The organism is Streptomyces sp. NBC_01515, from assembly GCF_045040345.1.
GTDB lineage: Bacteria > Actinomycetota > Actinomycetes > Streptomycetales > Streptomycetaceae > Streptomyces.
The window spans coordinates 10,116,546-10,138,329 of record NZ_CP109416.1 but is presented as its reverse complement, the minus strand read 5'-3'; the positions used below and the strand labels follow the sequence as shown (position 1 = coordinate 10,138,329).

The following is a 21,784-nucleotide window of genomic DNA, read 5'->3' as shown; positions in this document are numbered from 1 at the left end:
GCCCGATTCCGCTTCGGTGCCGCAAGCCCTCCCGAGGAGCGATGCCGTGCAGCGTGTGAAGAAGTCGCCGACACCTCGTGCCCACGCCTGCACGGTTCGCGGCTCCTGGGGCTCAAGTGCCCTGGTGGGACAGGAGTTTGATTGGCTGCGTCCACCCGCCGCGTGCTTTGATCCATCGCACCGCAGGAGCCAACAGGGCTCCGGAAACGGCGCCCGGCGCCTGCGGTCGCGGCCGTCGTCTGTCCCCAGAGGGGGCCGCTCCCCCCTTGTGAATATCCATATGAAGGGAAGTTCCCCCATGAACTCCACCCCCCAGGTCCAGACCGTCGAGATCTCCGACGCCGAGCTCGACAACGTCTCCGGTGGTCTGTCCGTGAACGCCCTTGGCACCGTCACCAACCTGGTTGACGGCGTTGTCCCGGTCTCCGGCCTGGTCGACTCGGTCATCGGCACGGTCGAGGGCACCACCGGCCTGAACGTGGCCCCGGTCACGGGCCTGGTCGCCGGTCTCTGACCGCACCTTGTTCCACCGAGTCCCGGAGCCGTTTCCCGGCTCCGGGACTCTCGGGTTGCCGTAAAAGATCTCTCCCACAGGTGAGGGAAGTCCCGTGCAGTTCCGCCAACAGGCCCTCGCCAAGCTCCAGTCGCCCGAAGAGCTCGATCTTCCGGTGCGCTTCGCGCGTCCGCAGGGCTGGCTCGTGCTCTCCGTGACGGTGCTCGTGGTGGCCGCCGCGTCCGTGTGGGCGGTGACCGGTTCGGTGGCGTCGACCGTCAACGCGTCCGCCATCCTCACGCACGGGGAGGGCAGTTACATCCTGCAGAGCCCGGTGGCAGGTCAGGTGACCGCCGTCCTCGCGGAGGAAGGCGAACGGCTCCCCGCCAACTCGCCCGTCCTCAAGGTCCGTTCGAGCGACGGCGACTCCGTCGTGCGCACGGTCGCCGCGGGCCGGATCACCGCGCTCGCCGCCACCATCGGCCAGATCATCCAGACCGGCGCGAACGTCGCCGCCGTGGAGAAGGTCGCGCACGCCACCGACCCGTTGTACGCGACCGTGTACGTGCCCGCCGAGAACGCGGCCTCCATCCCCGCGAACGCCGCCGTCGACCTGACCGTCTCGTCGGCTCCGACGCAGACGTACGGCGTGCTGCGCGGCCGGGTGAAGGCGGTGGACCGGTCCGCCGAGTCGGCGCAGCAGATCTCCGCGTTCCTCGGGGACAGCCAGCTCGGCGAGCAGTTCACCAAGAAGGGCCGGCCGGTGGCCGTGCTGGTGAAGCTCGACAAGTCGGCGCGGACGAAGAGCGGTTACAAGTGGTCGTCCCAGGACGGACCCCCCTTCGCCCTCACCTCCATGACCACGGCCTCGGCCTCGATCCGGCTGGCCGATCAGCGCCCTCTCGATTGGCTGCTGCCATGAGCCCCGCACAGGACACCCGTTCGCGGCGCCGCAACGCCCCGCCGAAACGCCCGGTCCCCAAGGGCCGTGCGAAGACGGTCCGTTCACCCACCGTCCTCCAGATGGAGGCCGTCGAGTGCGGCGCCGCCTCCCTCGCGATGGTGCTCGGCTTCTACGGCCGCCACATCCCGCTGGAGGAACTGCGCATCGCCTGCGGCGTCTCCCGCGACGGCTCGCGCGCCAGCAACTTGCTGAAGGCGGCCCGCAGTTACGGCCTCACGGCCAAGGGCATGCAGATGGACACGGCCGCCCTCGCCGAAGTGCGGTCCCCCGCCGTCCTGTTCTGGGAGTTCAACCACTACGTCGTCTACGACGGCATGGGGCGCCGCTTCGGCCGCCGCGGGGTGTACATCAACGACCCCGGCAAGGGCCGCCGGTTCGTGCCCATGGAGGACTTCGACGCCAGTTTCACCGGTGTCGTCCTCGTCATGGAGCCGGGCGACGGTTTCGAGAAGGGCGGCCGCAAGCCGGGGGTGCTCGGCGCGATGCCGGCCCGGTTGCGCGGCACCGCGGGCACGATGCCCGCCGCCGTTCTCGCGAGCCTGCTGCTCGTGCTGGTCGGCGCGGCGATGCCGGCGCTCAGCCGGACCTACATCGACATGTTCCTGATAGGCGGTCAGACGTCCCTGCTGGGCGTCCTGTTCGCGTCGATGGGCACCTGCGTCCTGCTCACGCTGGCACTGACCTGGCTGCAACAGGCGAACCTCCTGCACGGCCGCATCATCTCCTCCACGCTCTCCAGCGCCCGCTTCCTGCGCCATCTGCTGCGGCTGCCGGTGACGTTCTTCTCCCAGCGCAGCCCGGCCGACCTGGTGCAGCGCCTCCAGTCGAACGACGCGGTCGCCGAGACCCTGGCCCGCGACCTGTCGGCGGCGGGCGTGGACGCGGTGGTCGTGGTGCTCTACGCGTTCCTCCTCTATACGTACGACCCCCAACTCACCTACCTGGGCATAGGTGTCGCCCTCCTGAACGTGGTGGCGATGCGGGTCGTCATCCGGCTGCGCGCGACCCGTACCGCGAAGCTGCGCGCCGACAGCGCCCGGCTCACCAACACGGCATACACCGGGCTCCAGTTGATCGAGACGATGAAGGCGACCGGCGGTGAGGACGGCTACTTCCGCAAGTGGGCCGGACAGCACGCCACCACCCTGGAGGAACAGCAGCGGCTCGGTGTGCCGAGCGCCTGGCTGGGTGTGGTCGCGCCGACGCTCGCCTCGCTCAACAGCGCGCTGATCCTCTGGATCGGCGGCATGCGGGCCGTCGAAGGGCACATCTCCGTCGGCCTGTTGGTCGCCTTCCAGGCGCTCGTCACCCGCTTCACCGCGCCGATCACCCGGCTCAACGGCGTCGCGGGCCGCATCCAGGACTTCGCGGCGGACGTGGCCCGCCTCAAGGACGTCGAGAACTTCCAGGCCGATCCCCTCTACTCCCGTGCGGGCGGCGCCGATTCGACCCGCCGGCTGCAAGGGCACGTCGAGCTGGAGAACATCACCTTCGGCTACAGCCCGCTCGACAAGCCGCTGCTCACCGGCTTCGACCTGACGGTCGGCCCGGGTCAGCAGGTGGCGCTGGTCGGCGGTTCCGGCAGCGGCAAGTCGACGGTGTCCAGGCTGATTTCGGGCCTGTACACGCCCTGGGAGGGCGTGATCCGCATCGACAACCACCGGCTGGAGGACATCCCGCGCGGCGCACTCGCCGCCTCCGTGTCCTTCGTCGACCAGGACGTGTTCCTCTTCGAGGGCTCGGTCCGCGACAACGTGGCGCTGTGGGACCCGTCGATCCCGGACGAGGCAGTGGAGGACGCGCTGCGGGACGCGGCCCTGTACGACGTGGTCGTGCGGCGGCCCGGCGGCATCCACAGCCGGGTCGAGCAGGACGGCCGCAACTTCTCCGGCGGTCAGCGTCAACGCCTGGAGATCGCAAGGGCGTTGGTGCGCCGTCCCAGCATCCTCGTCCTCGACGAGGTGACGAGCGCCCTGGACGCGGAGACCGAGCTGGTCGTGATGGACAACCTGCGTAAGCGCGGCTGCGCGTGCGTGGTGATCGCCCATCGGCTCAGCACCGTGCGCGACAGCGACGAGATCGTCGTCCTCGAACACGGGACGATCGTGGAACGCGGGCGGCACGACGCCCTGGTGGCGGCCGGCGGCGCGTACGCCACGCTGGTCAAGGAGCGGTGAGATGACGTCCGTTCACGAGGGCGACCTGGTCCTCGGCGCGCTGGGAAGCCTGGGCACGCCGATCGACTGTGCCGGGTTCAACCGCCTCGACCTCGAAGGCCCGCAGGTGCTGTGGCTGGTCGCGTCGGGCGCCATCGACCTGTTCGCGGTGGACGCCGCACAGCAGGGGCACTGGCACCACCTCGGCCGCCTGGAGGCGGGCTCGCTGCTGCTCGGCCCGGTCACCGGTCCCCAACACACGCTGGTGGCCCGCCCGTTGCGCGACTGCGTGGTGCGCCGCGTCAACCTGCGCGAGCTGTACCAGCCCGCGGACACCCAGACCTGGTCGTACGACGAGTACGGCAACCCCCAGTACGTGCCCCCGACTTCGAGCCCGCTCGAACACGCCCTCGCCCTCGGTGTCGGCCGCGGCCTCTCCATCCTCTTCCAGGCCCCGATGGCCACCGAACGGGCCGCAGCGCCCACCGACGACGACGTCTTCTGGATGCAGGTCCCGCCGGGCAGCGTGCAGTACGGCTCGATGTACGGCGCGGAGGCCGCCGCCGATCTGCTGATGGACCCGGGTGTCTGGCAGGGCATGGTCGACCAGCAGTACCGGCTGCTGTCCACGCTCGACAAGTGGATCGAGCAGTTGGAGCGCACCCACGAGACCCGAACCGCCGCCGGTATCAAGGCCGGTGAGGCGGTGCGCGCACAGGCCGACCGGACGCTGCTGGCGTCGATCGGCAAGTCCTCGGCCCGGCGTACGACGGCCGCGGATGCCGACGCGTCGTACGCTGCCTGCAAGTTGGCCGCCGAGGCGGCCGGCATCGCCCTCGCCGAACCCGCGCAGAGCGGCAGCGAGAGCGACCGCCTCGACCCGGTCGAGCGCATCGCCCTCGCCTCCCGGGTCCGGGTGCGCGCCGTACGGCTCGACGGGCGCTGGTGGCGTGACAACGTCGGCCCGCTGGTGGGCCATCGGGCGTTGTCGGGGGCGCCGGTCGCACTGCTGTGGCGGCGTGGCGGCTACGTCGCCGTACACCCGGCGACCGGGCGCGAGACACCGATCGAGAAGGCGAACGCGGAGGAGTTCGAGCCGCGCGCGGTGATGTTCTACCGTCCGCTGCCCGAGCGGCGGCTCAACCCGTTCGGGCTGCTGCGCTTCAGCATGCGGGGCACCGCCGGCGACCTGACCAACCTGCTGATCAGCGGGCTGGTGACGGTCGCCATCGGCGCGTTGGTGCCGATCGCGACGGGCAAGGTGCTCGGCGAGTTCGTGCCGAAGGCCCAGACGAACCTGATCGTCCAGGTCTGTCTGGCCGTGATGATCACCAGCGTGGTCGCGGCGGCCTTCATGCTGCTGGAGAACCTCACGATCCTCCGTCTGGAAGGCCGCATCGAGGCGACCCTCCAACCGGCCGTCTGGGACCGGCTGTTGAGGCTGCCGACGAAGTTCTTCACCGAACGCTCGACGGGCGAGCTGGCGAGTGCGGCGATGGGCATCAGCTCGATCCGCCGTCTCCTGGCGGGAGTTGGGCCCGTCGTCGCCCAGTCGGTGACGGTCGGCGCGATGAACCTGGGCCTGCTGTTCTGGTACAACCCATCGATGGCGCTCGCGGCGATCGGCATGCTCGTCGTGATCGCGGCCGTGTTCCTGAGCCTCGGCCTGTGGCAGGTGCGCTGGCAGCGCAAGCTCGTCGTCCTCAACAACAAGCTGAACAACCAGGCGTTCCAGACCCTGCGCGGCCTGCCGAAACTCCGCGTCGCGGCGGCCGAGAACTACGCCTACGCCGCCTGGGCCTCCGAGTTCGCCCGCAGCCGCGAACTCCAGCAGAGGGTCGGCCGCATCAAGAACCTCACCACCGTGATGGGCGCGGTGTACCTGCCGGTCTGCACCCTGCTGATGTTCATGATCCTCGCGGGCCCGGCACGCGGCTCCATGTCGGCGGCCTCCTTCCTCAGCTTCAACACCTCGGTGACGATGCTGCTGACCTCCGTCACCAGCCTCACCGGCGCCTTCGTCTCCGCCGTGTCCGCCCTCCCCCTCTTCGAGGAGATCAGGCCGGTCCTGGACGCGGCCCCCGAGGTCCGCACCGCGAGCACCCGCCCCGGCCGGCTCTCCGGCGCCATCGAGGCCCGCCGGGTCTCCTTCCGCTACGCCGACGACGGCCCCCTCGTCCTCGACGACGTGTCCTTCGACGTCGGCGCCGGCGAGTTCGTGGCGATCGTCGGCCCCAGCGGCTGCGGCAAGTCCACCCTGCTCCGCCTCCTCATCGGCTTCGACAGACCGGTCTCCGGCAGCGTCCTCTACGACGGCCAGGACCTGGGCGCCCTCGACCAGTCGGCGGTGCGGCGGCAGTGCGGGGTGGTGCTCCAGCACGCGCAGCCGTTCACCGGTTCCATCCTGGACGTCATCTGCGGCACCGAGCCGTTCACGCCGGAGGAGGCGATGGCGGCGGCCGAGATGGCGGGGCTCGCCGAGGACATCAAGCGCATGCCGATGGGCCTGCACACGATCGTCTCCGGCAGCGGCGCGGTGTCGGGCGGCCAGCGCCAACGCCTCATGATCGCGCAGGCGTTGATCCGCCGCCCGCGCATCCTCTTCTTCGACGAGGCGACCAGCGCGCTGGACAACGAGACCCAGCGGACGGTGATCGAGAGCACGAAGGCCCTCAACGCGACCCGGATCGTCATAGCGCACCGCCTGTCGACCGTGCTCGACGCGGACCGCGTGATCGTCATGGAGGACGGCAAGGTGGCCCAACAGGGGCCGCCCGCGCAGCTGTTGGCGGACACGGGCGGACGGTTGCACGAGCTGGTACGGCGACAGATGGCGTGACGGGTCTCACCAGGCCGGGCACGGGTCAGTCCAGACCCGGCACGACCGCGCCGGAGGGCACCCCGGCCGCCAAGTAGCCGTCGTAGAACGCCTTCCAGGGCGCACCGGCACCGGTGTGCGGTCCCTCGACACTCTCACCGCGAGCCTTCGCGTCGAGCGCGCCCAGGCAGACCTCCCAGCCGGCACCGTTGCGGGACGCGGTGTTCTCGGCGTTCAGAACGTTGGTGAGCGTGAAGCGGGTGCGCTTCTCCTCGATCTCCTCCAGGTCGAAGTGCAGTTCGTCGCCGCCCCATTCGAAGGACAGGTGCCGGGGTGCGTCGACGGCGATGACCCGGCCGGTCGAGTCGGGCATGTTGGGGTCGCCGCCGAAGGTGACCGTCCCGCCGGGACGCAGGTCGAACTCGGCGCGCGAGGGGAACCATTGGGCGAGTTCGTCGGGGTCGGTCACGAACTGCCAGACGCGGTCGAGGGGTTGGTCGTAGGTGCGGCTGAAACGGACGGCGGGGCGGCCGTCGTCCAGGGTCAGATACGTGCCGGTGAGGTCGACGGACATGGCGGATCAGTCCTTCGGGGTGGGTTCCTTGATGACGTCGGTGGTGTCGTTGGTCTCGGTGTCGTCCGACGTCTCGTCGAGGCGCTGTCCCAGCCTGTCCAGGCCGCGGTTCCACAGCGCGCGGTAGGGGGCGAGCCAGGCGTCGAGTTCGGCGATCGGGGCCGGGTCGAGGGCGTAGACACGGCGCTGCGCGTCCTGCCGTACCCGGACCAGGCCCGCGTCCCGCAGCACCCGTAGATGCTTCGACGTGCTGGGCTGGCTCAGACCGCAGGCCTCCACGATCTCGCCGACGGGCCGGGGCCGCTCCAGGAGCAGGCCGACGATGGCCCGCCGGTGGGGATCGGCGAGGGCGGTCCAGAGCGAGGCGTCGGACATGGCCTCAATATGCCTCGCTGGTTATATTCCCGTCAAGGAATAGAGCACCCGGAACCCGGAACGCGCAGAGCCTCAGGCGACCGGGCGGCCGTACCCCGCGATATCCCCGTGATCCACCCCGTGCGCCGCCCAGCTGTACAGATGGAGGTCGAGGCCGTCCGGGTCGTTGAAGACCAGCAGCCAGCCGATCGACGCCTCGATCACCGGCGAGTGCGGGACGCCGAGGGTGTCGAGATGGGCGGCCCACGCCTCCACGTCAGCCTTGTCCCGGACCGCGAAACTGACCGGGTCGAAGCCCTGACAGCCTTGCGCCGCCTGGGAGTTGACACGCAGGCAGAGCATCGAGTCGCCGAGCCCCGGGACCTCCCCCGCCACCCCGCGCACGACTCCGTCCGCGTCCGGGAACTCATGCGTGACCTTGAAGCCGAGGACGCGGCCGTACCAGTCCCGCGAGCGGTCGAGGTCGGTGACGGGCATCTTCACGTGGTGGATTCCGGCGAGCTCCGGCACGGCTCTCACGCTCCTCGCTCATTTCACCGCAGTACGACTGCGCCGATTATCTCTAGACTCCTCCCCATGCCCGAACCCGTCAACCAGAAGAGCGACCAGAAGAGGCCCTACCGCTCGGCCAAGCGCGCCGAGGCGGCCGCGACGACCCGCACCCGCATCCGGGAAGCAGCCGCCCGCCTCTTCACAGAGAACGGATACACGGGCACGCGGATGAAGGAGGTGGCGGCGCTGGCCGGTGTCGGCGAGCGCACGCTGTACGACGCGTTCCCCACCAAGGCCGCGCTGTTCGGGCACACCCTGGGCGTCACGCTCGCCGGCGACGAGGAGCCGGTCGCCGTACCGGAGCGCCCCGAGACCCGGGCGATCCGGGACGAGCCCGATCCCGAGCGGGCGATCGGGCGTGCCGTCGACCAGATGACCGACCTGCTGGAACGGGCCGGTGACCTGATCATGGTGACCGTCGAGGCGGCCGGCGCCGACCCGGACATGCGCGCGTCGGCGGACGCCGGTGCCGAGGCGACCTACGGCGTACATCTGGCCCTGGCCACGGCACTTGAGGAGCGCGGAGCCCTCCGCCCGGGCCTCGACGCGCGCACCGCCGCCGACACGCTCTACGCCCTCGCCTCACCGCACATGCATCAACTCCTGCGCAGGCACCGGGGTTGGACGCGGGAGGCCTACCGGACTTGGCTGCGGCGGGTGCTGGTCGCGGAGCTGCTCGGTTCTCACTGAGCGGTGCCGCCCTGCCAGAGGTGCGGGACATCGCCGGTGCGGCTGTGCATCCCGGTCGCCAACACCCGTACGGCAGCCGCGAATTGGGCCGGGTTGCGCAGGAACTCCATGTGGATGCCGGGGAATTCGACCCACGGCACGCCGATCCGGCGGGCGATCTCGATCGACGGCAGGGCGTAGTAGGTACCGCGATCCTCCGCACCCGCCCCCAACACGACAGGAAACGGGGCCGACTTGAGCGCTGTCTCGTCGAGCCGGAAGGCGGTGAAGCCGGGCCACTCCGTGCCGAAGAGGTGGTCCTGGTTTCCGAGGAACCGCTTCCAGAGGTCGGCGGGCCAGCGGTACGTTCCCTCGCCGCGGATCGTCTCCGCGAACCGGCGGCCCGCCGCGGATGCACCGCCCCGCTCGTACAGTGCGGCCAGGTCGGCGAAGAAGTCGCGGCCGGGGTCGCCGTCGGGCAGGACGTTCACGGCGGGCGGTTCATGGGCGACGAGGCCCGCCATCACCTCCGGGTGCAGCGCGGCCAGCGTGAGGCCGATGATCGCGCCGCCGCTGTTGCCGAAGACCAGGGCCCGACCGCCGGCCAGTCCGTCGACAAGCGCGCGGGCGTCGGCGGCCTGCACGTCGAGTTCCATCGGCGTCTGCGACCTGCCGGAACTCCGCGAGTTGCCGCGCCGGTCGTACGAGATCACCATGAATGCGTCGGAAAGGGTCTCGGCGATGCCGGAGTAGTAGCCGGCGTCTCCCCCGGCCCCGCTGATCATCAACAGCGCCGGGCCGCTGCCACGCACCTCGTAGTACAGCCCGGCCCCATCGACCTCGAACACGCCACTGCGCACGCCTGCTCCCCGCCCTCTGCGAAACGTTGCCGTTTCGCAGAAAGTGGTCTACTCTCCGATGTGTACGAAACCGTTTCGTTTACATTTAGGTAAACCCCGAACGACTTCCCTGGAGTGGTTCCCGATGTCCCAGAAGACATTGACCGAAGACACCCGGTCGGGTGCCGGGGAGGCGCAGTCCGCGTCCTCCAAGCGGTGGTGGATCCTCGCGATCGTCGCCGTCGCACAGTTGATGGTGGTCCTCGACGCCACCATCGTGAACATCGCCCTGCCGTCGGCCCAGAAGGACCTCGGCTTCTCCGACGGCAACCGGCAGTGGATCGTCACCGCGTACGCCCTCGCGTTCGCCTCCCTGCTGCTGCTCGGCGGCCGCATCGCCGACCTGTTCGGCCGCAAGACCGCCTTCCTCGCCGGTGTCGTCGGATTCGCCGCCGCCTCCGCGCTCGGCGGCGCCGCCACCAGCTTCGAGATGCTGGTCACCGCACGCGCCCTCCAGGGCGTCGCGGGCGCACTGCTCGCCCCGGCCGCTCTGTCCCTGCTCAACACGACCTTCACCGACGCCCGTGAGCGCGCCCGGGCCTTCAGCGTCTACGGCGCCATCGCCGGCGCCGGCGGCGCGGTGGGTCTGCTGCTCGGCGGTGTACTGACCGACGCCTTCGACTGGCGCTGGACGCTCTACGTGAACGTCGTCATCGCCTTCGTCGCCTTCGCGGGCGGCTGGGTCCTGCTCAGCAACCACCGCGACGCCGCGGGCTCCAAGCTGGACGTGCCGGGCACGGTCCTGGTCGCCGGCGGTCTCTTCTCCCTCGTCTACGGTTTCTCCAACGCCGAGACGCACGACTGGAGTTCACCGCAGACCTGGGGCTTCCTGATCGTGGGCGTCGTGCTGCTCGCGGCCTTCGCCTGGTGGCAGAACCGCGCCGCGCACCCGCTGCTGCCGCTGCGCATCCTGCTCGACCGCAACCGGGGCGCCTCGTTCCTCGCTGTGCTGATCACCGGTGCGGGCATGTTCGGCGTGTTCCTCTTCCTCACCTACTACCTCCAGCTGAACCTCGGCTTCAGCCCCACCAAGACCGGTGTCGCGTTCCTGCCGATGATCGGCGCGCTGATGGTCATGGCGCAGATCGGCACGACGATGCTCGTGCCGCGGCTCGGCCCGAAGGTGATCATTCCGCTGGGCTTCGCCATCGCCATGGTCGGCATGGCCTGGCTGACCGACATCGGGACCAGCTCGTCGTACGCGACCCATGTCCTGCCGCAGCTGATCGTGATCGGCGCGGGTCTCGGCATGGTGATGCCACCGGCGATGCAGCTCGCCACGGGCGGTGTGGCCGCGGAGGACGCGGGTGTCGCCTCGGCGACGGTCAACGCCATGCAGCAGGTGGGCGGTTCGATCGGTACGGCGCTGCTGAACACCCTGGCCGCGAGCGCCGCGACGGACTACCTGGCCGGGAAGGACGCGTCCAGCAAGCTGGTCCAGGCGCAGGCGACGATCGAGAGCTACACCACCGCGTTCTGGTGGTCGGCGGGCTTCTTCGCCGCGGGCACGCTGATCGCGCTGGCGCTCTACCGCCGCGGGGTTCCGGAGCAGGAGGCGGACGCCGCACCGGTCGTCCACATGTGACCGGCTCCGCCCGAGCCTGAGCCGCACAGACCGAGGGGCCGCCGTCCACAGGGAGACGGCGGCCCCTCTTCACTGCCCTATTGACAGAAAGTCAACCTTTCTGACAGAAGTTCACCATGTCGAGTGAACCAGATCTTGCGGACGGCGTGTCGGGGATGCTCGGGCCTCCTCCGGGGTAACTACCGAGACCGAATGCGCCCCGTGCCGAGGTGGAGCGGCCATGACAGCGGAAGCGGACGAACGCGACAGTCCCGCGGCCAACTCCTGTGCCCGTACGCGGTCCAGGGGCAGCTTTACGGTGGTCGAGGTCTCGGGCGAGATCGACATGGCGACGGCCGACTTCGTCGTGGAACATCTGGACGCCGCGACGGGGGTCGAGGAGCCCGACGTGCTGGTGGATCTGCGGCCCGTCGAGTTCTTCGACTGCTCGGGGCTGCGCGTGCTGTGCCGGGCCGAACGACGGGCCAGGGAACGGGGCGGGCGGCTGCAGATCGTCTCCGACGGGCCGCGCATCGACCGGCTGTTGCGTGCCTCGGGGCTGCTCGGCCGTTTTCCGCCGCTGCGCGTGCTGCCCGCGCAGGACGAGCGGCCGGAACGATGACAGGGGCCGGCTCGGGCGGCCCCACACCGCCCGGCCGGCCCCTGGTGCGGGACCGCGGTACTCCGTGACAGGGGTACGCACTCCCCAGCTACGGACCCTCCCTGTTGCTCACGGAGACCACACGGTCCCGGTCTCTCAGAACGTGAAGACGCCTCCGTGTCCGTAGGAGTCCTTCACGCACTCGTTGGAGAAGACGCGCTCGTAGGAGACGCGCCTGCCCTGCCAGACACCGTCGATGGTGACGACGACGGGGCGGTAGAGCTTGTTGCAGAGCACGTCGTCCCGGGCCGTGAGGGCGTCGAAGTCGCCCCCGACGCCGCGCAGTTCGGCGCAGGCCTCGGCGGCGGCCGGGTGGGTGCCGGAGGAGGTGGGCGCGCAGGTGAGGGTCACCGCGCGTTCCGGTGTGGCGAGGGCGGCGTCGTCGCCGTGGCCCATGGTGAGCACCAGGGCCGAGGGGGCGTAGAGCGCGGCCGGGCCGGCTCCGTGGGCGGCGAGGGCGGACCCGGTCAGGGGTCCGCAGACGGCGGTGGCCGTCAGACCCAGGGTCGCTGCCCAGCGCGCGGTGTTCCGCATTGTGTGCATCCTTCCGCTCGATACAGATCGATCACGAACCGATCGCGAACGGATCGGTTCGAAGTGGTGCCGGTCCCGCTCGGTCGGTGCCGGACCGGCGGGCGCCACTCTGCCGAGTCCGTCGCGGAAACTCACATCCCACCCACAGGTTTCAGTAACCTTGCGTGTTGAATCAGTGGCGCGAAGTCACAGAATTCGAACGTGCGAACCCCGCAACCATGGGGTTCTTGATCGTCGGAGCGGGTCGGATGGCCGGTTTACCCGTGCTCGCCAATCGTCCTGAAACAGTCCCGAAACATTCCGCTTCAGCTCTCGGCGCACTCCGCCGCAGCCCCTTGCGTTCGCTCTGCTCACGAGTAATCGTCATTACATGATTACGACAGAGCAGCAGGAGAAGCTTCGCGGCTGGTTCACCGGCCGTCTGCCCGACGACCTGTTCGAGGAGCTGGTCGAGGTCACGGTCGACCGCGAGGAGGTCACCGTCATCGGCCGCATCCCCGCGCCCAAGCTCGCCGAGGGCGTCTCGGACGCGGAGCAGGAGGCGGCCGTCCAGGGCCGCGTCCAGGAGTTCCGCGAGCGCACCCGGGATACCCGGATCGCCCTCGCCCGTGAGGCCGAGCACCGGTTCCGCAGGAAGGTCTCGTGGGGGGTGGAGTGCGCCGGGGAGCGGTCCCTGTTCACGCACATCGCCGCGCCCGTCATGACCCGGCTGCGCCAGCCCGAGCGCCAGGTCCTCGACACCCTCATCGCCGCCGGCGTGGCCCGCAGCCGCAGCGACGCGCTCGCCTGGTGCGTCCGCCTCGTCCAGCGCCACACCGACGACTGGCTCAGCGAACTGCGCGACTCCCTCGAACACGTCCAACGGGTCCGCGCCCAGGGCCCCGACGCCGAACCGGAGGACGCCCCGGGCGACACCGCATAGGAACAGCGGTGGATGATTCCTCCACCCACGGCACGGAAGATGGATGAACCGTCCTCTGGTGCGGGTGTCCCGGCCGGCCATAACGTCGGCAGACCTCCTGAGGACGGCATCCGTTCATCCCGCCCACCCCGCGCGCGTGAACGGCCGTCCCCTCCGCCACCGCGCTACAACGCGCTCCACCGCCGTCCCCCGCTGGAGCCCCCTTGTCCCCCTCGTCCGAGCAGCCCGCCCCCTCCCCCGCCGCGCCGAGCCAGTCCCTGACCGAGGTCGAGACCTACGGCGTCGAGCGCATCCCCGACGCGGACCGCACCGCCACCCCGCTCGACCTGTTCCGGGTCGCGTTCGGCGGTGCCAACACCTTCTCCACCTGCGTGCTGGGTGCCTTCCCGATCCTGTTCGGCCTCTCCTTCTGGCAGGGCCTCGCGGCCACGCTCCTGGGAGTCGTCGTCGGCGCGCTGATCCTGTGCCCGATGGCGGTGTTCGGCCCGGTCAACGGCACGAACAACGCGGTCGCCTCCTCCGCGCACCTGGGCGTGCACGGCCGCGTGGTCGGCTCGTTCCTGTCCCTGCTCACCGCCGTCGCGTTCTTCTCCATCTCGGTGTGGAGCTCAGGCGACGCCCTGGTCGGCGGCGCGCACCGCCTGTTCGGCCTGGAGCAGAGCACGCTCTCTTACATCGTCGCGTACGCGCTGTTCGCGGTCCTGGTCCTCGCGGTCTGCGTCTACGGCTTCCGGTTCATGCTGTTCGTGAACAAGATCGCCGTGCTGTCCGCGACGGTCCTGTTCCTGCTCGGCGCGATCGCCTTCGCCGGTGACTTCGACCCGTCGTACGCCGGTGTCTTCACGTCCTCGGCGGACGCGGCGACCCAGTCGCTGTTCTGGCCGTCGTTCATCGGCGCGGCCCTGATCGTGCTCTCCAACCCGGTGTCGTTCGGCGCGTTCCTCGGCGACTGGTCGCGCTACATCCCGGCGAACACCCCGCGCCGCAAGGTGATCGGCGCCGCGTTCCTCTCCCAGATCGCGACCCTGCTGCCGTTCGTCTTCGGCCTGGCGACCGCGAGCATCATCGCCACGAAGGCCCCCAAGTACGTCGACCCGGCCGCCCCGAACTTCGTGGGCGGACTCCTCGCGATCTCGCCGAGCTGGTTCTTCCTGCCGGTCTGTCTGCTGGCCCTGATCGGCGGCATGTCGACGGGCACGACCTCGCTCTACGGCACCGGGCTCGACTTCTCGTCGGTGTTCCCGCGCCTGTCGCGGGTGCAGGCGACGTTCCTCGTCGGTGTGCTGTCGATCGCGTTCATCTTCGTCGGGCGCTTCGGCTTCGACCTCGTCCAGTCGATCTCCACGTTCGCCACGATGATCATCACCTGTACGACACCGTGGATGGTCGTGATGATGCTGGGCTTCTACACCCGGCGCGGCTGGTACGACCCGGACGCGCTCCAGGTCTTCAACCGCCGTCAGCGCGGCGGGCGTTACTGGTTCTCGCACGGCTGGAACTGGCGCGGCATGACCGCCTGGTGGGTGGCCGCCGTCGTCGGTGTGCTGTTCACGAACATCCCGGGACAGTTCGTCGGCCCGCTCGGCGACCTGGCCAACGGCGTCGACATCAGCCTCCCGCTGTCACTGGCCGTGGCCGCCGTGCTGTTCCTGAGCCTGCTCCGGCTGTTCCCCGAACCCCGGGCCGCGTACGGGCCGGAGGGGGCTCGGCTGGCCCGTACCGTCGAGGTGCCGGTGCCGCCGATCACCGGCCCGGGCGCCCAGACCGCGACGCCCACCGTGGCCGCCGAGGCCGGCTGATGTCGGCCTGGATCGACCTGTCGGTGCCCGTCGTCACCGGGATGCCCGTGTATCCCGGTGACCCGGCCGTCGAGGTCTCCCCCGCCCTGCGCGCACCCCGGGACGGCGTCAACGTCCTTCAGCTGCACATGGGTTCGCAGTCGGGCACGCATGTCGACGCCCCTTACCACGTGGACGACGCGTGGCCCCGCCTCGACGAACTGCCCCTGGAGCGCTTCGCCGGGCACGCGGTGGTGGCCGACGTACGGGGGCTGCCGGACCGCGCGCCGATCACCCCCGACCTACTGGCGCCCGCGCTGCGGCAGTTGAGGCCGGGGTCCCTCGTTCTGCTGGCCACGGGCTGGTCGGCGCACTGGGGCACCGACCACTACCTCGCCCACCCGTGGCTCACCCCGGAGGCGGCCGAGGCGCTCGTCGCGGCAGGGGTCCGTACGGTCGCGGTCGACGCGCTGAGTGTCGATCCGACGCCCCAACCCGGCGACGGGACGGCCGACTTCGGGCTGCCCGCCCATCGCGTGCTGTGCGGCGCGGGCGGGGTGATCGCCGAGAACCTCACGGGTCTGGAGCAGCTGGTGGGCATCGCGGACGTGGAACTGTTCCTGTTCCCGCTGCGGCTGCCGGGCGCGGACGGTGCGCCGGTACGGGCCGTGGCGCGGGCGGTCTGATCGCCTCCGGAAGGTCGTTGTCAGACCCGGCGGTTACGTTGGGATCATGACTCGGTTCGTGATGGTGGCAGGCGCGTGGCTCGGTGCGTGGGCGTGGGACGAGGTGGTGCCCGAGCTGCGCGCGGCGGGGCACGAGGCGTATGCGCTGACCCTGTCCGGGCTGGCGGAGAAGCAGGGGGTTCCGGCCGGGCAGCAGACCCATGTCCAGGACATCGTCGACGAGGTCGAGCGCCTCGACCTGCGGGACGTCGTCCTGGTCGGACACAGTTGCTCTGGTGTACCTGTCGGTCAAGCCGCGGAGCGGATCGGCGACCGGCTGGCCCGGGTGGTGTTCGTCGATTCGGGCGTGCCGGTCGACGGGGAGTCGGCCCTGGACGGCTTCCCGAGCGACCACGTCAGGAAGTCCGTCGCCGAGAACGGCGGAGTCTGGCCGCCGCTGGACCCGTCCGACTACGCGGGCCAGGACCTCACGGACGAGCAGATCGCCCGCATGGTCGCCGACGGGACCCCGCACCCGGGTGCCACGCTCACCGAACCGGCGGTCCTGGCGCACCCGTTGGCCGATCTCCCGGTCACCTACGTCAAGTGTCTGCTCGACGGCGACGAGTTGCCGGCCCCGGCGGACGAACTGGTCGCGAGCGGGCGCTGGGAGCTGGTCCGGATGGACACGGGCCACTGGCCGATGTTCTCCCGGCCGCGTGAACTGGCCCGGATACTGGTCGAGTCGGCCACCCGGTCCTGACGCCCGCACGGACACCCGCCTGCCTTCCCCACCCCGACGAGGATTTCGTATGCCCTCCACGAAGAACGTCCTGGCCGTCGTCCCACCCCACATGGGCGGCCGAACCGCGGGTGCCGGACTCGCGACGCTGCTGCCCGACGGGGTGGACGTCACCGTCGTCGAGACCGTCGACGAGGACCCGCAGGCTCTGCGCGCAGCGCACGTCGTCATCACCGCGCTCTCCCCGGTGAGCGCCGAACACCTCGCCGCGGCACCGGAGTTGGAGCTGGTGCAGTGCGCGAGTCACGGCTTCGACTACGTCGACCTGGAGGCCGCCCGCGCCCAGGGGGTCGTCGTCTGCACGATCGGTTCCAGCGGTGCCGAGGCGCAGAACGTGGCCGAGCAGACCTTCGCCCTCATGCTGGCGCTGGCCAAGCAACTCGTCCCGGCGCACACCGCACTCGTCGAGGGCGACTGGGCGCTCCCCCGGTTGCAACGCTCCCTGACCGAGCTGTCCGGCAAGACGCTCGGCATCGTCGGACTGGGCGCCATCGGGCAGCAAGTGGCCCGCCGCGCGGCGGCGTTCGACATGACCGTCGTCTACGCCGGCCGACGCCCCGTCCCCGAGGAGACGACCGCACGGTTCGGCGGCGCCCGGCACGTCCCGCTCGACGAGTTGCTACGCCTCTCCGACTACGTCACCCTGCACGCACCGCTCACCGCCGAGACCCGGCATCTCCTGGACGCGGAGCGGCTCGCGCTGCTCAAGCCGACCGCGTTCGTGATCAACACCGCGCGGGGCGCCCTGATCGACCAGGACGCCCTCGCGGACGCTCTCGAAGCCGGGGCCCTCGCGGGTGCCGGCCTGGACGTCTTCGACCCCGAACCACCCACCCCCGCCCTACGTCTGCTCAAGGCCCCGAACGTGGTGCTCTCGCCGCACGTCGGCGGTGTGACCCGGGAGACGGTGCTCCGGATCGCGCTGGCCGCCGTAGCGAACGCCGCCGGTTACCTGACCGGCACGTCGCCGTCCGATGTGGTCAGTTGAGCCGGTCCGCGATCTTCGCGGGGCGCGGTGCCGGGGCTCCCGTGCCGGCGATCGACAGTGAACCGGGGCTGGCCGTCACCGAGTCGGTCAGCCAGCGCTGTGCGGTGGAGCCGTCGCGGACCTTGAGGACGATGTCGGCGCCCGGGTCCTTGGTGGTGGAGGTGAGCGCGAGTTCCGAGTTCCAGCGGGGCAGCAACTCGCCCTGCACGGTGAGGTCGTAGCGGACGTCGTTGCCGCGCTCGGACTTCGCGTCGGCGCAGGTGCCGAGGACGACGACACCGGCGTCCGCGTGCGAGTCCAGGCACAGCCCCGGGCTCGCGACACTGCGCAGCAGCCCGTCGGTGTCGTACGACCACTCCTGGGTCCCGGCGGACGAGCACACCGCCAGGACGACGCCGGCGCCGGCCTTCGCGGTGCCCTGGATGTCGAGGCACAGGTCGGCGGCGGCGTTGTGCAGCCGCGTCTGCTGGGGTGCGGTGGGGAGCCGGGCCGTGCCGGGTGCCGACGACGACGCGTGTCCGGAGCCGCTGTTCGAGGTGCTGGAGGCGACGGGACCGTCGGCGCCACCGCCGTTGTCCGGCCACAGGACGACGGCGAGCACCGCCGCGAGGACCCCGGCACCGATCAGGCCGACGCCGACGAACAGCGATCGGGACGACCGTTCCGACCGGGCCGACCGCGCCGCGTCCACGAGACGGCGGCCGGGTGCGGGGATCCGGGACAGCAGCCGGTGCCGCCCCGTGCTGCCGCCGGTGTGTCCGCCGTGCCGGGAGGCGGTCCTCGTCCGCGCGTCGCGACCGGCACGGCCGGGACGCGACGCGAGGTAGGGGCGGGCTCCCCAGCCGAGCACGGCCTCGGTGAGGAGGACGCCCAACCCGCCTTCGAAATAGCTGAGTTGTTCGGCGGCGAAACGGCAGTGACGGCACTGGGCGAGATGCTGCTGGACATCAGGCAGCAGTCCGCCACCGCGCCGAATCGGGACGTCGAGGAGGCGGTTGTAGAAGCGGCAATCCTGGGTCGGCGCGAGTTCCCGGTGGGCGCGTACACAGCCTTCGCGGAATTTTTCGTGCGCCTGCTGGAGAGCGGCCGACGCGTTGTCGGTATCCATGCCGAGCAGGGCCGCGGGCACGGTTATCGACTCGGCCTCGACCTCGGTGTGCCACAGCAGACACTGGGCGAACGGCGGAAGAGTCTGGAAAGACCGCTCGGCGAGCTTGCGATTTTCGGGCGTCATGGACTTCGCGGCGCGCATGGCGCGGCCCCCGGACGGATTCTCCAGGTCGGGAACAACACTGGATATCCGCTCTTCCGTCGACCACTCCCGGATCGTGTCGCGCACGGTCAGCAGCAGCCGGGGCCGCAGCGCCACACCGTGTTCGCCGAGCGTCAGCCGGTCGAACACCCGGTGGAAGGCGGCCGCCGCGGCCATGGCGGGCACGGTCCCCTCGGCGGCGAGACAGATGCCCGCGTAATCCTCGACCGGCCGCCAGTGCCGCGCCATGAGCAGCGCGACGGAATGAGCGGCCTCGCCCTCCGGACGGCCCCGCAGCCGTGCGGCCAGGGTCTCGTCGGATTCCTCGGGGGCCCCGCCGTCCGGCGGCGGGTAAGGAGGACGAGGGGGATGCGGGATGGACACGGAGTGGATTCCTCGGATTCGGTTCATCAACAGGCCAATGAGCCCTGGACATTCGCCCCCGCGCGGGTGTTTCACCCTTGCACAACCCACTCGACCCAACAAGGCACTTGGGTAACTTCCATACCATTGAAAGAAAGTCAGATACGGTGACAACTCGGTTCACCAGCAGCGGCTTTCGACTTTCCATGCGCCCCGTGTGAACCATGCGCACACGCCGGTGCGTCACGCACGCTCCCGGCACACGGCTCACCGCGGTCCACTGGGTTCGGCCCTTCTCGGAGGCCACGCGCTGGACGGCGGCTCTCCCGCGCCAAACGGCCGCCGACCCTGCTCCTCCCGCCCTCGGTCGGCGGCCCCGAGGGCGGGGGCGGCCCACCCCCGCCCTCCCCCGCATCAGGCCGCGGCCCCACCGATGGTGTCGAGTTCGGCGATCGCGTCGGCGGGCAGCACCAGGTCCGCGGCGGCGATGTTGTCCCGCAGATGCGCGCGGGAGGAGGTGCCGGGGATCAGGACGGTGGTGGCCGACCGCTGCAACAGCCAAGCGAGGGCGACCTGTTGGGCCGAGGTGTCCAGCCGCGCGGCCACCTCGGACAGGGTCCGCGACTGCAGCGGGGTGAAGCCGCCGAGCGGGAAGTACGCGGCGAACGCGATGTTCTCCGCGGCACACCGCTCGACGAGGGCGTCGTCCTCCCGGCTGGCCAGGTTGTACAGGTTCTGCACGGTGACGACCGGCGCGATGGCCTGTGCCTCGGCCAGTTGGGCGGCGGAGACGGTGCTCACCCCGAGGTGCCGGATCAGCCCGGCCTTCCGCAGTTCGGCGAGCGCCCCGAACTCCTCCCCGATCGACTCCTCGTAGGCGCCGTGATCGGTACCGACCCGCAGGTTCACCACGTCGAGCGCGTCGAGCCCGAGGTTGCGGAGGTTGTCGTAGACCTGCGCCTTCAGGTCCTCGGGGTGCCGGGACATGATCCAGCCGCCGTCGGGACCGCGCCGGGCGCCGACCTTGGTCACGATGCGCAGGTCGTCCGGGTAGGGGTGGAGGGCCTCCCGGATGATCTCGTTGACGACGACGGGGCCGTAGAAGTCGCTGGTGTCGATGTGGGTGATGCCCCGCTCGACGGCCTCCCGGAGGACGGCCACCGCCTCGGTGCGGTCCTTCGGCGGGCCGAAGACGTGGGGGCCGGCGAGCTGCATGGCGCCGTATCCCATGCGGGTGAGGGTGAGGCCCTCGGCGAGGGTGAGGGTGCCGCCGGAGACGGTGTCGGCCATGATGGCGCGCCTTTCGATGGGTGATGCGTGCTGCTTCCTGCCATCGACTCTGTGCCTGTCCCGGCCGGGCAGGCAGTACCCGGATGTTCCTGGTAGTGACAGGGACACGCACCCCTGCGGATTCGGACCTACGGTGGTGGGTGTGGACAGCATGAACGCGCTCGGGGAGTTTCTGCGGGCCCGCCGGGAGCGGGTCCGGCCCGAGGACGTGGGCCTGAACGGCGGCGGGCTGCGCCGGGTGCCGGGGCTGCGCCGGGAGGAGGTCGCCCTGCTGGCCGGTATCAGCTCCGACTACTACCTGCGGCTGGAGCAGGGCCGCGACCGCAACCCGTCCGCGCAGGTCCTGGAGGCGCTGGCCCGGGTGCTGCGCCTGGACGCCTCCGCGACCGCCCATCTGCTGAGCCTCGCGCAGCCGGAGCGGCCGGCCGTGTCCCGCCGGCGGGTCAGACGGCCCGAGGCGGTACCGGTGAGCGTCCGCGAACTGCTGGACACCTGGTCCGGCCACCCGGCGTATGTGCAGAACCGGTTCACGGACTGCCTCGCGGCCAACGCGCTGTGCCGGGCACTGTCCCCGAACTACACGCCGGGCGTGAACCTCCTCCGGGCGGTGTTCCTCGACCCCGCCGAGCGTGAACTGCGCCGCGACTGGGAGGAGTTGACCGCCGAGGGCGTGGCGACCCTGCGCGGCCACATCGGCCCCGACGTCGACGAACCCCGGCTGGTGGAGCTGGTGGGCGAGCTCTCCGTGCGCAGTGACCGCTTCCGGCTGCTGTGGAGCCGCCACGAGGTACGGCCCATGCTCGGCCGGACCAGTCTCCTCACCCACCCGCTCGTCGGTGACTTCGAGCTGCGGTCGAACAAGTTCGAGATCCCGGGTACGAACGCGTTGAGCGTGGTCGTCTTCCACGCCGAGCCGGGCAGCCGCAGCGCGGAACTGCTGGGGCTGCTGGGCAGCCTGACGGCGTCCGGCACGACCCCCTGGCGGGAGGATTCACGGACCGCGTCCGACGAGACGCCCTCCGAGCAAAACCTACGGGCAGCGGGCGGCGAGCCCTCCCGTCGAGGCGACCGGCGAACGGCGTCCGGCGAGGAGCCCCGCCAAGGCGACACCCGGGCCGCGGCAGACGAAGCGCCCTCGGCGAGAAACCTACGGCCGGCCGCGCGCGAGCCCTCCACTCGGGACGACCGGCGAACCACGACCGGCGAAGCACCCCGCCACAGCGACACCTGGCCCGCGGCAGACGAAACACCCTCCGCGAGAAACCTACGGCCAGCCGAACGCGAGCCCTCCCCTCAGGACAACCGGCGAACCGCGGCCGGCGAGGAGCCCCGCCAAAGCGACACCCGGGCCGCGGCAGACGAAACACCCCGCCAAGGCGACACCCGGCCCGCGTCCAGCGAAGCGCCCCCGCAGGGAACCCCGCTTGGGCGCGACGAGATCGCCCGCCTCGACGGAGACCGCTAG

Annotated in this window: 20 protein-coding genes; 13 read left to right on the top strand and 7 right to left on the bottom strand. The window is 70.7% G+C overall.

Translation table 11 applies throughout. The features are described from left to right. Positions 1-298: 298 nt before the first annotated feature. The 4 genes from OG407_RS44835 to OG407_RS44820 all read left to right on the top strand — a co-directional run bounded on the left by OG407_RS44835 (position 299) and on the right by OG407_RS44820 (position 6,452). A complete protein-coding gene (locus tag OG407_RS44835) occupies positions 299-514 on the top strand; it encodes a type A2 lantipeptide (RefSeq protein WP_327399332.1) in 216 nt (71 codons plus the stop codon). 94 nt (positions 515-608) lie between these two features. Beyond that, positions 609-1,415, top strand: a complete 807-nt coding sequence (locus OG407_RS44830; protein ID WP_405866529.1) for an HlyD family efflux transporter periplasmic adaptor subunit — start codon at positions 609-611, stop codon at positions 1,413-1,415. Next, complete coding sequence (locus OG407_RS44825) at positions 1,412-3,634, top strand: NHLP family bacteriocin export ABC transporter peptidase/permease/ATPase subunit (RefSeq protein ID WP_405866527.1); 2,223 nt, start codon at positions 1,412-1,414, stop codon at positions 3,632-3,634. The genes OG407_RS44830 and OG407_RS44825 overlap by 4 nt, the downstream gene beginning before the upstream one ends. Position 3,635: 1 nt before the next feature. After that, on the top strand, positions 3,636-6,452 hold the full coding sequence (locus tag OG407_RS44820) for an NHLP bacteriocin export ABC transporter permease/ATPase subunit (protein WP_405866525.1): 2,817 nt from the start codon (positions 3,636-3,638) through the stop codon (positions 6,450-6,452). Between the two features lie 25 nt (positions 6,453-6,477). On the opposite strand, the gene OG407_RS44815 is transcribed toward OG407_RS44820, so the two are convergent. The 3 genes from OG407_RS44815 to OG407_RS44805 all read right to left on the bottom strand — a co-directional run bounded on the left by OG407_RS44815 (position 6,478) and on the right by OG407_RS44805 (position 7,890). Then, on the bottom strand, positions 6,478-7,005 hold the full coding sequence (locus OG407_RS44815) for an SRPBCC family protein (protein WP_405866523.1): 528 nt from the start codon (positions 7,003-7,005) through the stop codon (positions 6,478-6,480). A 6-nt stretch (positions 7,006-7,011) separates the two neighbouring features. Next, a complete protein-coding gene (locus OG407_RS44810) occupies positions 7,012-7,380 on the bottom strand; it encodes an ArsR/SmtB family transcription factor (protein ID WP_405866521.1) in 369 nt (122 codons plus the stop codon). Positions 7,381-7,452: 72 nt separating this feature from the next. Continuing rightward, complete coding sequence (locus OG407_RS44805) at positions 7,453-7,890, bottom strand: VOC family protein (RefSeq protein ID WP_405866519.1); 438 nt, start codon at positions 7,888-7,890, stop codon at positions 7,453-7,455. Positions 7,891-7,956: 66 nt separating this feature from the next. Between OG407_RS44805 and OG407_RS44800 the strand changes: the two genes are divergently transcribed. Continuing rightward, positions 7,957-8,622 carry a TetR/AcrR family transcriptional regulator gene (locus OG407_RS44800; RefSeq protein WP_405866517.1) on the top strand — a complete coding sequence of 222 codons (666 nt, stop codon included), beginning with the start codon at positions 7,957-7,959 and terminating at the stop codon, positions 8,620-8,622. Here OG407_RS44800 and OG407_RS44795 read toward each other — a convergent pair. Then, positions 8,616-9,461 carry an alpha/beta fold hydrolase gene (locus tag OG407_RS44795; RefSeq protein ID WP_405866515.1) on the bottom strand — a complete coding sequence of 282 codons (846 nt, stop codon included), beginning with the start codon at positions 9,459-9,461 and terminating at the stop codon, positions 8,616-8,618. The two genes, OG407_RS44800 and OG407_RS44795, sit on opposite strands and share 7 nt — an antisense overlap. Before the next feature lie 124 nt (positions 9,462-9,585). Between OG407_RS44795 and OG407_RS44790 the strand changes: the two genes are divergently transcribed. Then, positions 9,586-11,085, top strand: a complete 1,500-nt coding sequence (locus OG407_RS44790) for an MFS transporter (RefSeq protein ID WP_405866513.1) — start codon at positions 9,586-9,588, stop codon at positions 11,083-11,085. Positions 11,086-11,305: 220 nt separating this feature from the next. Then, positions 11,306-11,686, top strand: a complete 381-nt coding sequence (locus OG407_RS44785) for an STAS domain-containing protein (RefSeq protein ID WP_405866511.1) — start codon at positions 11,306-11,308, stop codon at positions 11,684-11,686. A 135-nt stretch (positions 11,687-11,821) separates the two neighbouring features. Here the strand turns inward: OG407_RS44785 and OG407_RS44780 are convergent, their stop codons facing one another. Further along, positions 11,822-12,259, bottom strand: a complete 438-nt coding sequence (locus OG407_RS44780) for a protease inhibitor (protein ID WP_328675780.1) — start codon at positions 12,257-12,259, stop codon at positions 11,822-11,824. Between the two features lie 370 nt (positions 12,260-12,629). Here OG407_RS44780 and OG407_RS44775 point away from each other — a divergent pair, with 370 nt between their 5' ends. From OG407_RS44775 to OG407_RS44755, 5 genes are all read left to right on the top strand, one after another. Further along, on the top strand, positions 12,630-13,181 hold the full coding sequence (locus tag OG407_RS44775) for a hypothetical protein (protein WP_405866509.1): 552 nt from the start codon (positions 12,630-12,632) through the stop codon (positions 13,179-13,181). A gap of 203 nt (positions 13,182-13,384) precedes the next feature. Further along, on the top strand, positions 13,385-14,980 hold the full coding sequence (locus tag OG407_RS44770) for a purine-cytosine permease family protein (RefSeq protein WP_405866507.1): 1,596 nt from the start codon (positions 13,385-13,387) through the stop codon (positions 14,978-14,980). Then, the gene (locus tag OG407_RS44765) at positions 14,980-15,645 is read left to right on the top strand and encodes a cyclase family protein (protein WP_405866505.1); all 666 of its coding nucleotides are present in this window, start codon (positions 14,980-14,982) and stop codon (positions 15,643-15,645) included. Before OG407_RS44770 ends, OG407_RS44765 begins: the two co-directional genes overlap by 1 nt. Positions 15,646-15,691: 46 nt before the next feature. Then, positions 15,692-16,387 (top strand): alpha/beta fold hydrolase, encoded by a 696-nt coding sequence (locus tag OG407_RS44760; protein ID WP_405866503.1) that lies wholly within the window; start codon positions 15,692-15,694, stop codon positions 16,385-16,387. A gap of 49 nt (positions 16,388-16,436) precedes the next feature. Further along, positions 16,437-17,414, top strand: coding sequence for a 2-hydroxyacid dehydrogenase (locus tag OG407_RS44755; RefSeq protein ID WP_405866501.1), 978 nt, complete (start codon positions 16,437-16,439; stop codon positions 17,412-17,414). Here the strand turns inward: OG407_RS44755 and OG407_RS44750 are convergent. Both OG407_RS44750 and OG407_RS44745 read right to left on the bottom strand, forming a co-directional pair. Beyond that, positions 17,407-19,050, bottom strand: coding sequence for an RICIN domain-containing protein (locus tag OG407_RS44750; protein ID WP_405866499.1), 1,644 nt, complete (start codon positions 19,048-19,050; stop codon positions 17,407-17,409). The two genes, OG407_RS44755 and OG407_RS44750, sit on opposite strands and share 8 nt — an antisense overlap. A gap of 393 nt (positions 19,051-19,443) precedes the next feature. Then, on the bottom strand, positions 19,444-20,319 hold the full coding sequence (locus OG407_RS44745) for an oxidoreductase (RefSeq protein WP_405866497.1): 876 nt from the start codon (positions 20,317-20,319) through the stop codon (positions 19,444-19,446). Between the two features lie 151 nt (positions 20,320-20,470). On the opposite strand from OG407_RS44745, the gene OG407_RS44740 reads away from it, so the two are divergent. Then, on the top strand, positions 20,471-21,784 hold the full coding sequence (locus OG407_RS44740; RefSeq protein WP_405868920.1) for a helix-turn-helix domain-containing protein: 1,314 nt from the start codon (positions 20,471-20,473) through the stop codon (positions 21,782-21,784).

Coding starts and splice junctions, on each gene's coding strand:
- OG407_RS44810 (WP_405866521.1), bottom strand. CDS start 7,380: ATGTCCGACGCCTCGCTCTGGACCGCCCTCGCCGATCCCCACCGGCGG.
- OG407_RS44800 (WP_405866517.1), top strand. CDS start 7,957: ATGCCCGAACCCGTCAACCAGAAGAGCGACCAGAAGAGGCCCTACCGC.
- OG407_RS44745 (WP_405866497.1), bottom strand. CDS start 20,319: ATGGCCGACACCGTCTCCGGCGGCACCCTCACCCTCGCCGAGGGCCTC.
- OG407_RS44740 (WP_405868920.1), top strand. CDS start 20,471: ATGAACGCGCTCGGGGAGTTTCTGCGGGCCCGCCGGGAGCGGGTCCGG.
- OG407_RS44760 (WP_405866503.1), top strand. CDS start 15,692: ATGACTCGGTTCGTGATGGTGGCAGGCGCGTGGCTCGGTGCGTGGGCG.
- OG407_RS44820 (WP_405866525.1), top strand. CDS start 3,636: ATGACGTCCGTTCACGAGGGCGACCTGGTCCTCGGCGCGCTGGGAAGC.
- OG407_RS44755 (WP_405866501.1), top strand. CDS start 16,437: ATGCCCTCCACGAAGAACGTCCTGGCCGTCGTCCCACCCCACATGGGC.
- OG407_RS44790 (WP_405866513.1), top strand. CDS start 9,586: ATGTCCCAGAAGACATTGACCGAAGACACCCGGTCGGGTGCCGGGGAG.
- OG407_RS44775 (WP_405866509.1), top strand. CDS start 12,630: ATGATTACGACAGAGCAGCAGGAGAAGCTTCGCGGCTGGTTCACCGGC.
- OG407_RS44825 (WP_405866527.1), top strand. CDS start 1,412: ATGAGCCCCGCACAGGACACCCGTTCGCGGCGCCGCAACGCCCCGCCG.
- OG407_RS44785 (WP_405866511.1), top strand. CDS start 11,306: ATGACAGCGGAAGCGGACGAACGCGACAGTCCCGCGGCCAACTCCTGT.
- OG407_RS44835 (WP_327399332.1), top strand. CDS start 299: ATGAACTCCACCCCCCAGGTCCAGACCGTCGAGATCTCCGACGCCGAG.
- OG407_RS44815 (WP_405866523.1), bottom strand. CDS start 7,005: ATGTCCGTCGACCTCACCGGCACGTATCTGACCCTGGACGACGGCCGC.
- OG407_RS44765 (WP_405866505.1), top strand. CDS start 14,980: ATGTCGGCCTGGATCGACCTGTCGGTGCCCGTCGTCACCGGGATGCCC.
- OG407_RS44780 (WP_328675780.1), bottom strand. CDS start 12,259: ATGCGGAACACCGCGCGCTGGGCAGCGACCCTGGGTCTGACGGCCACC.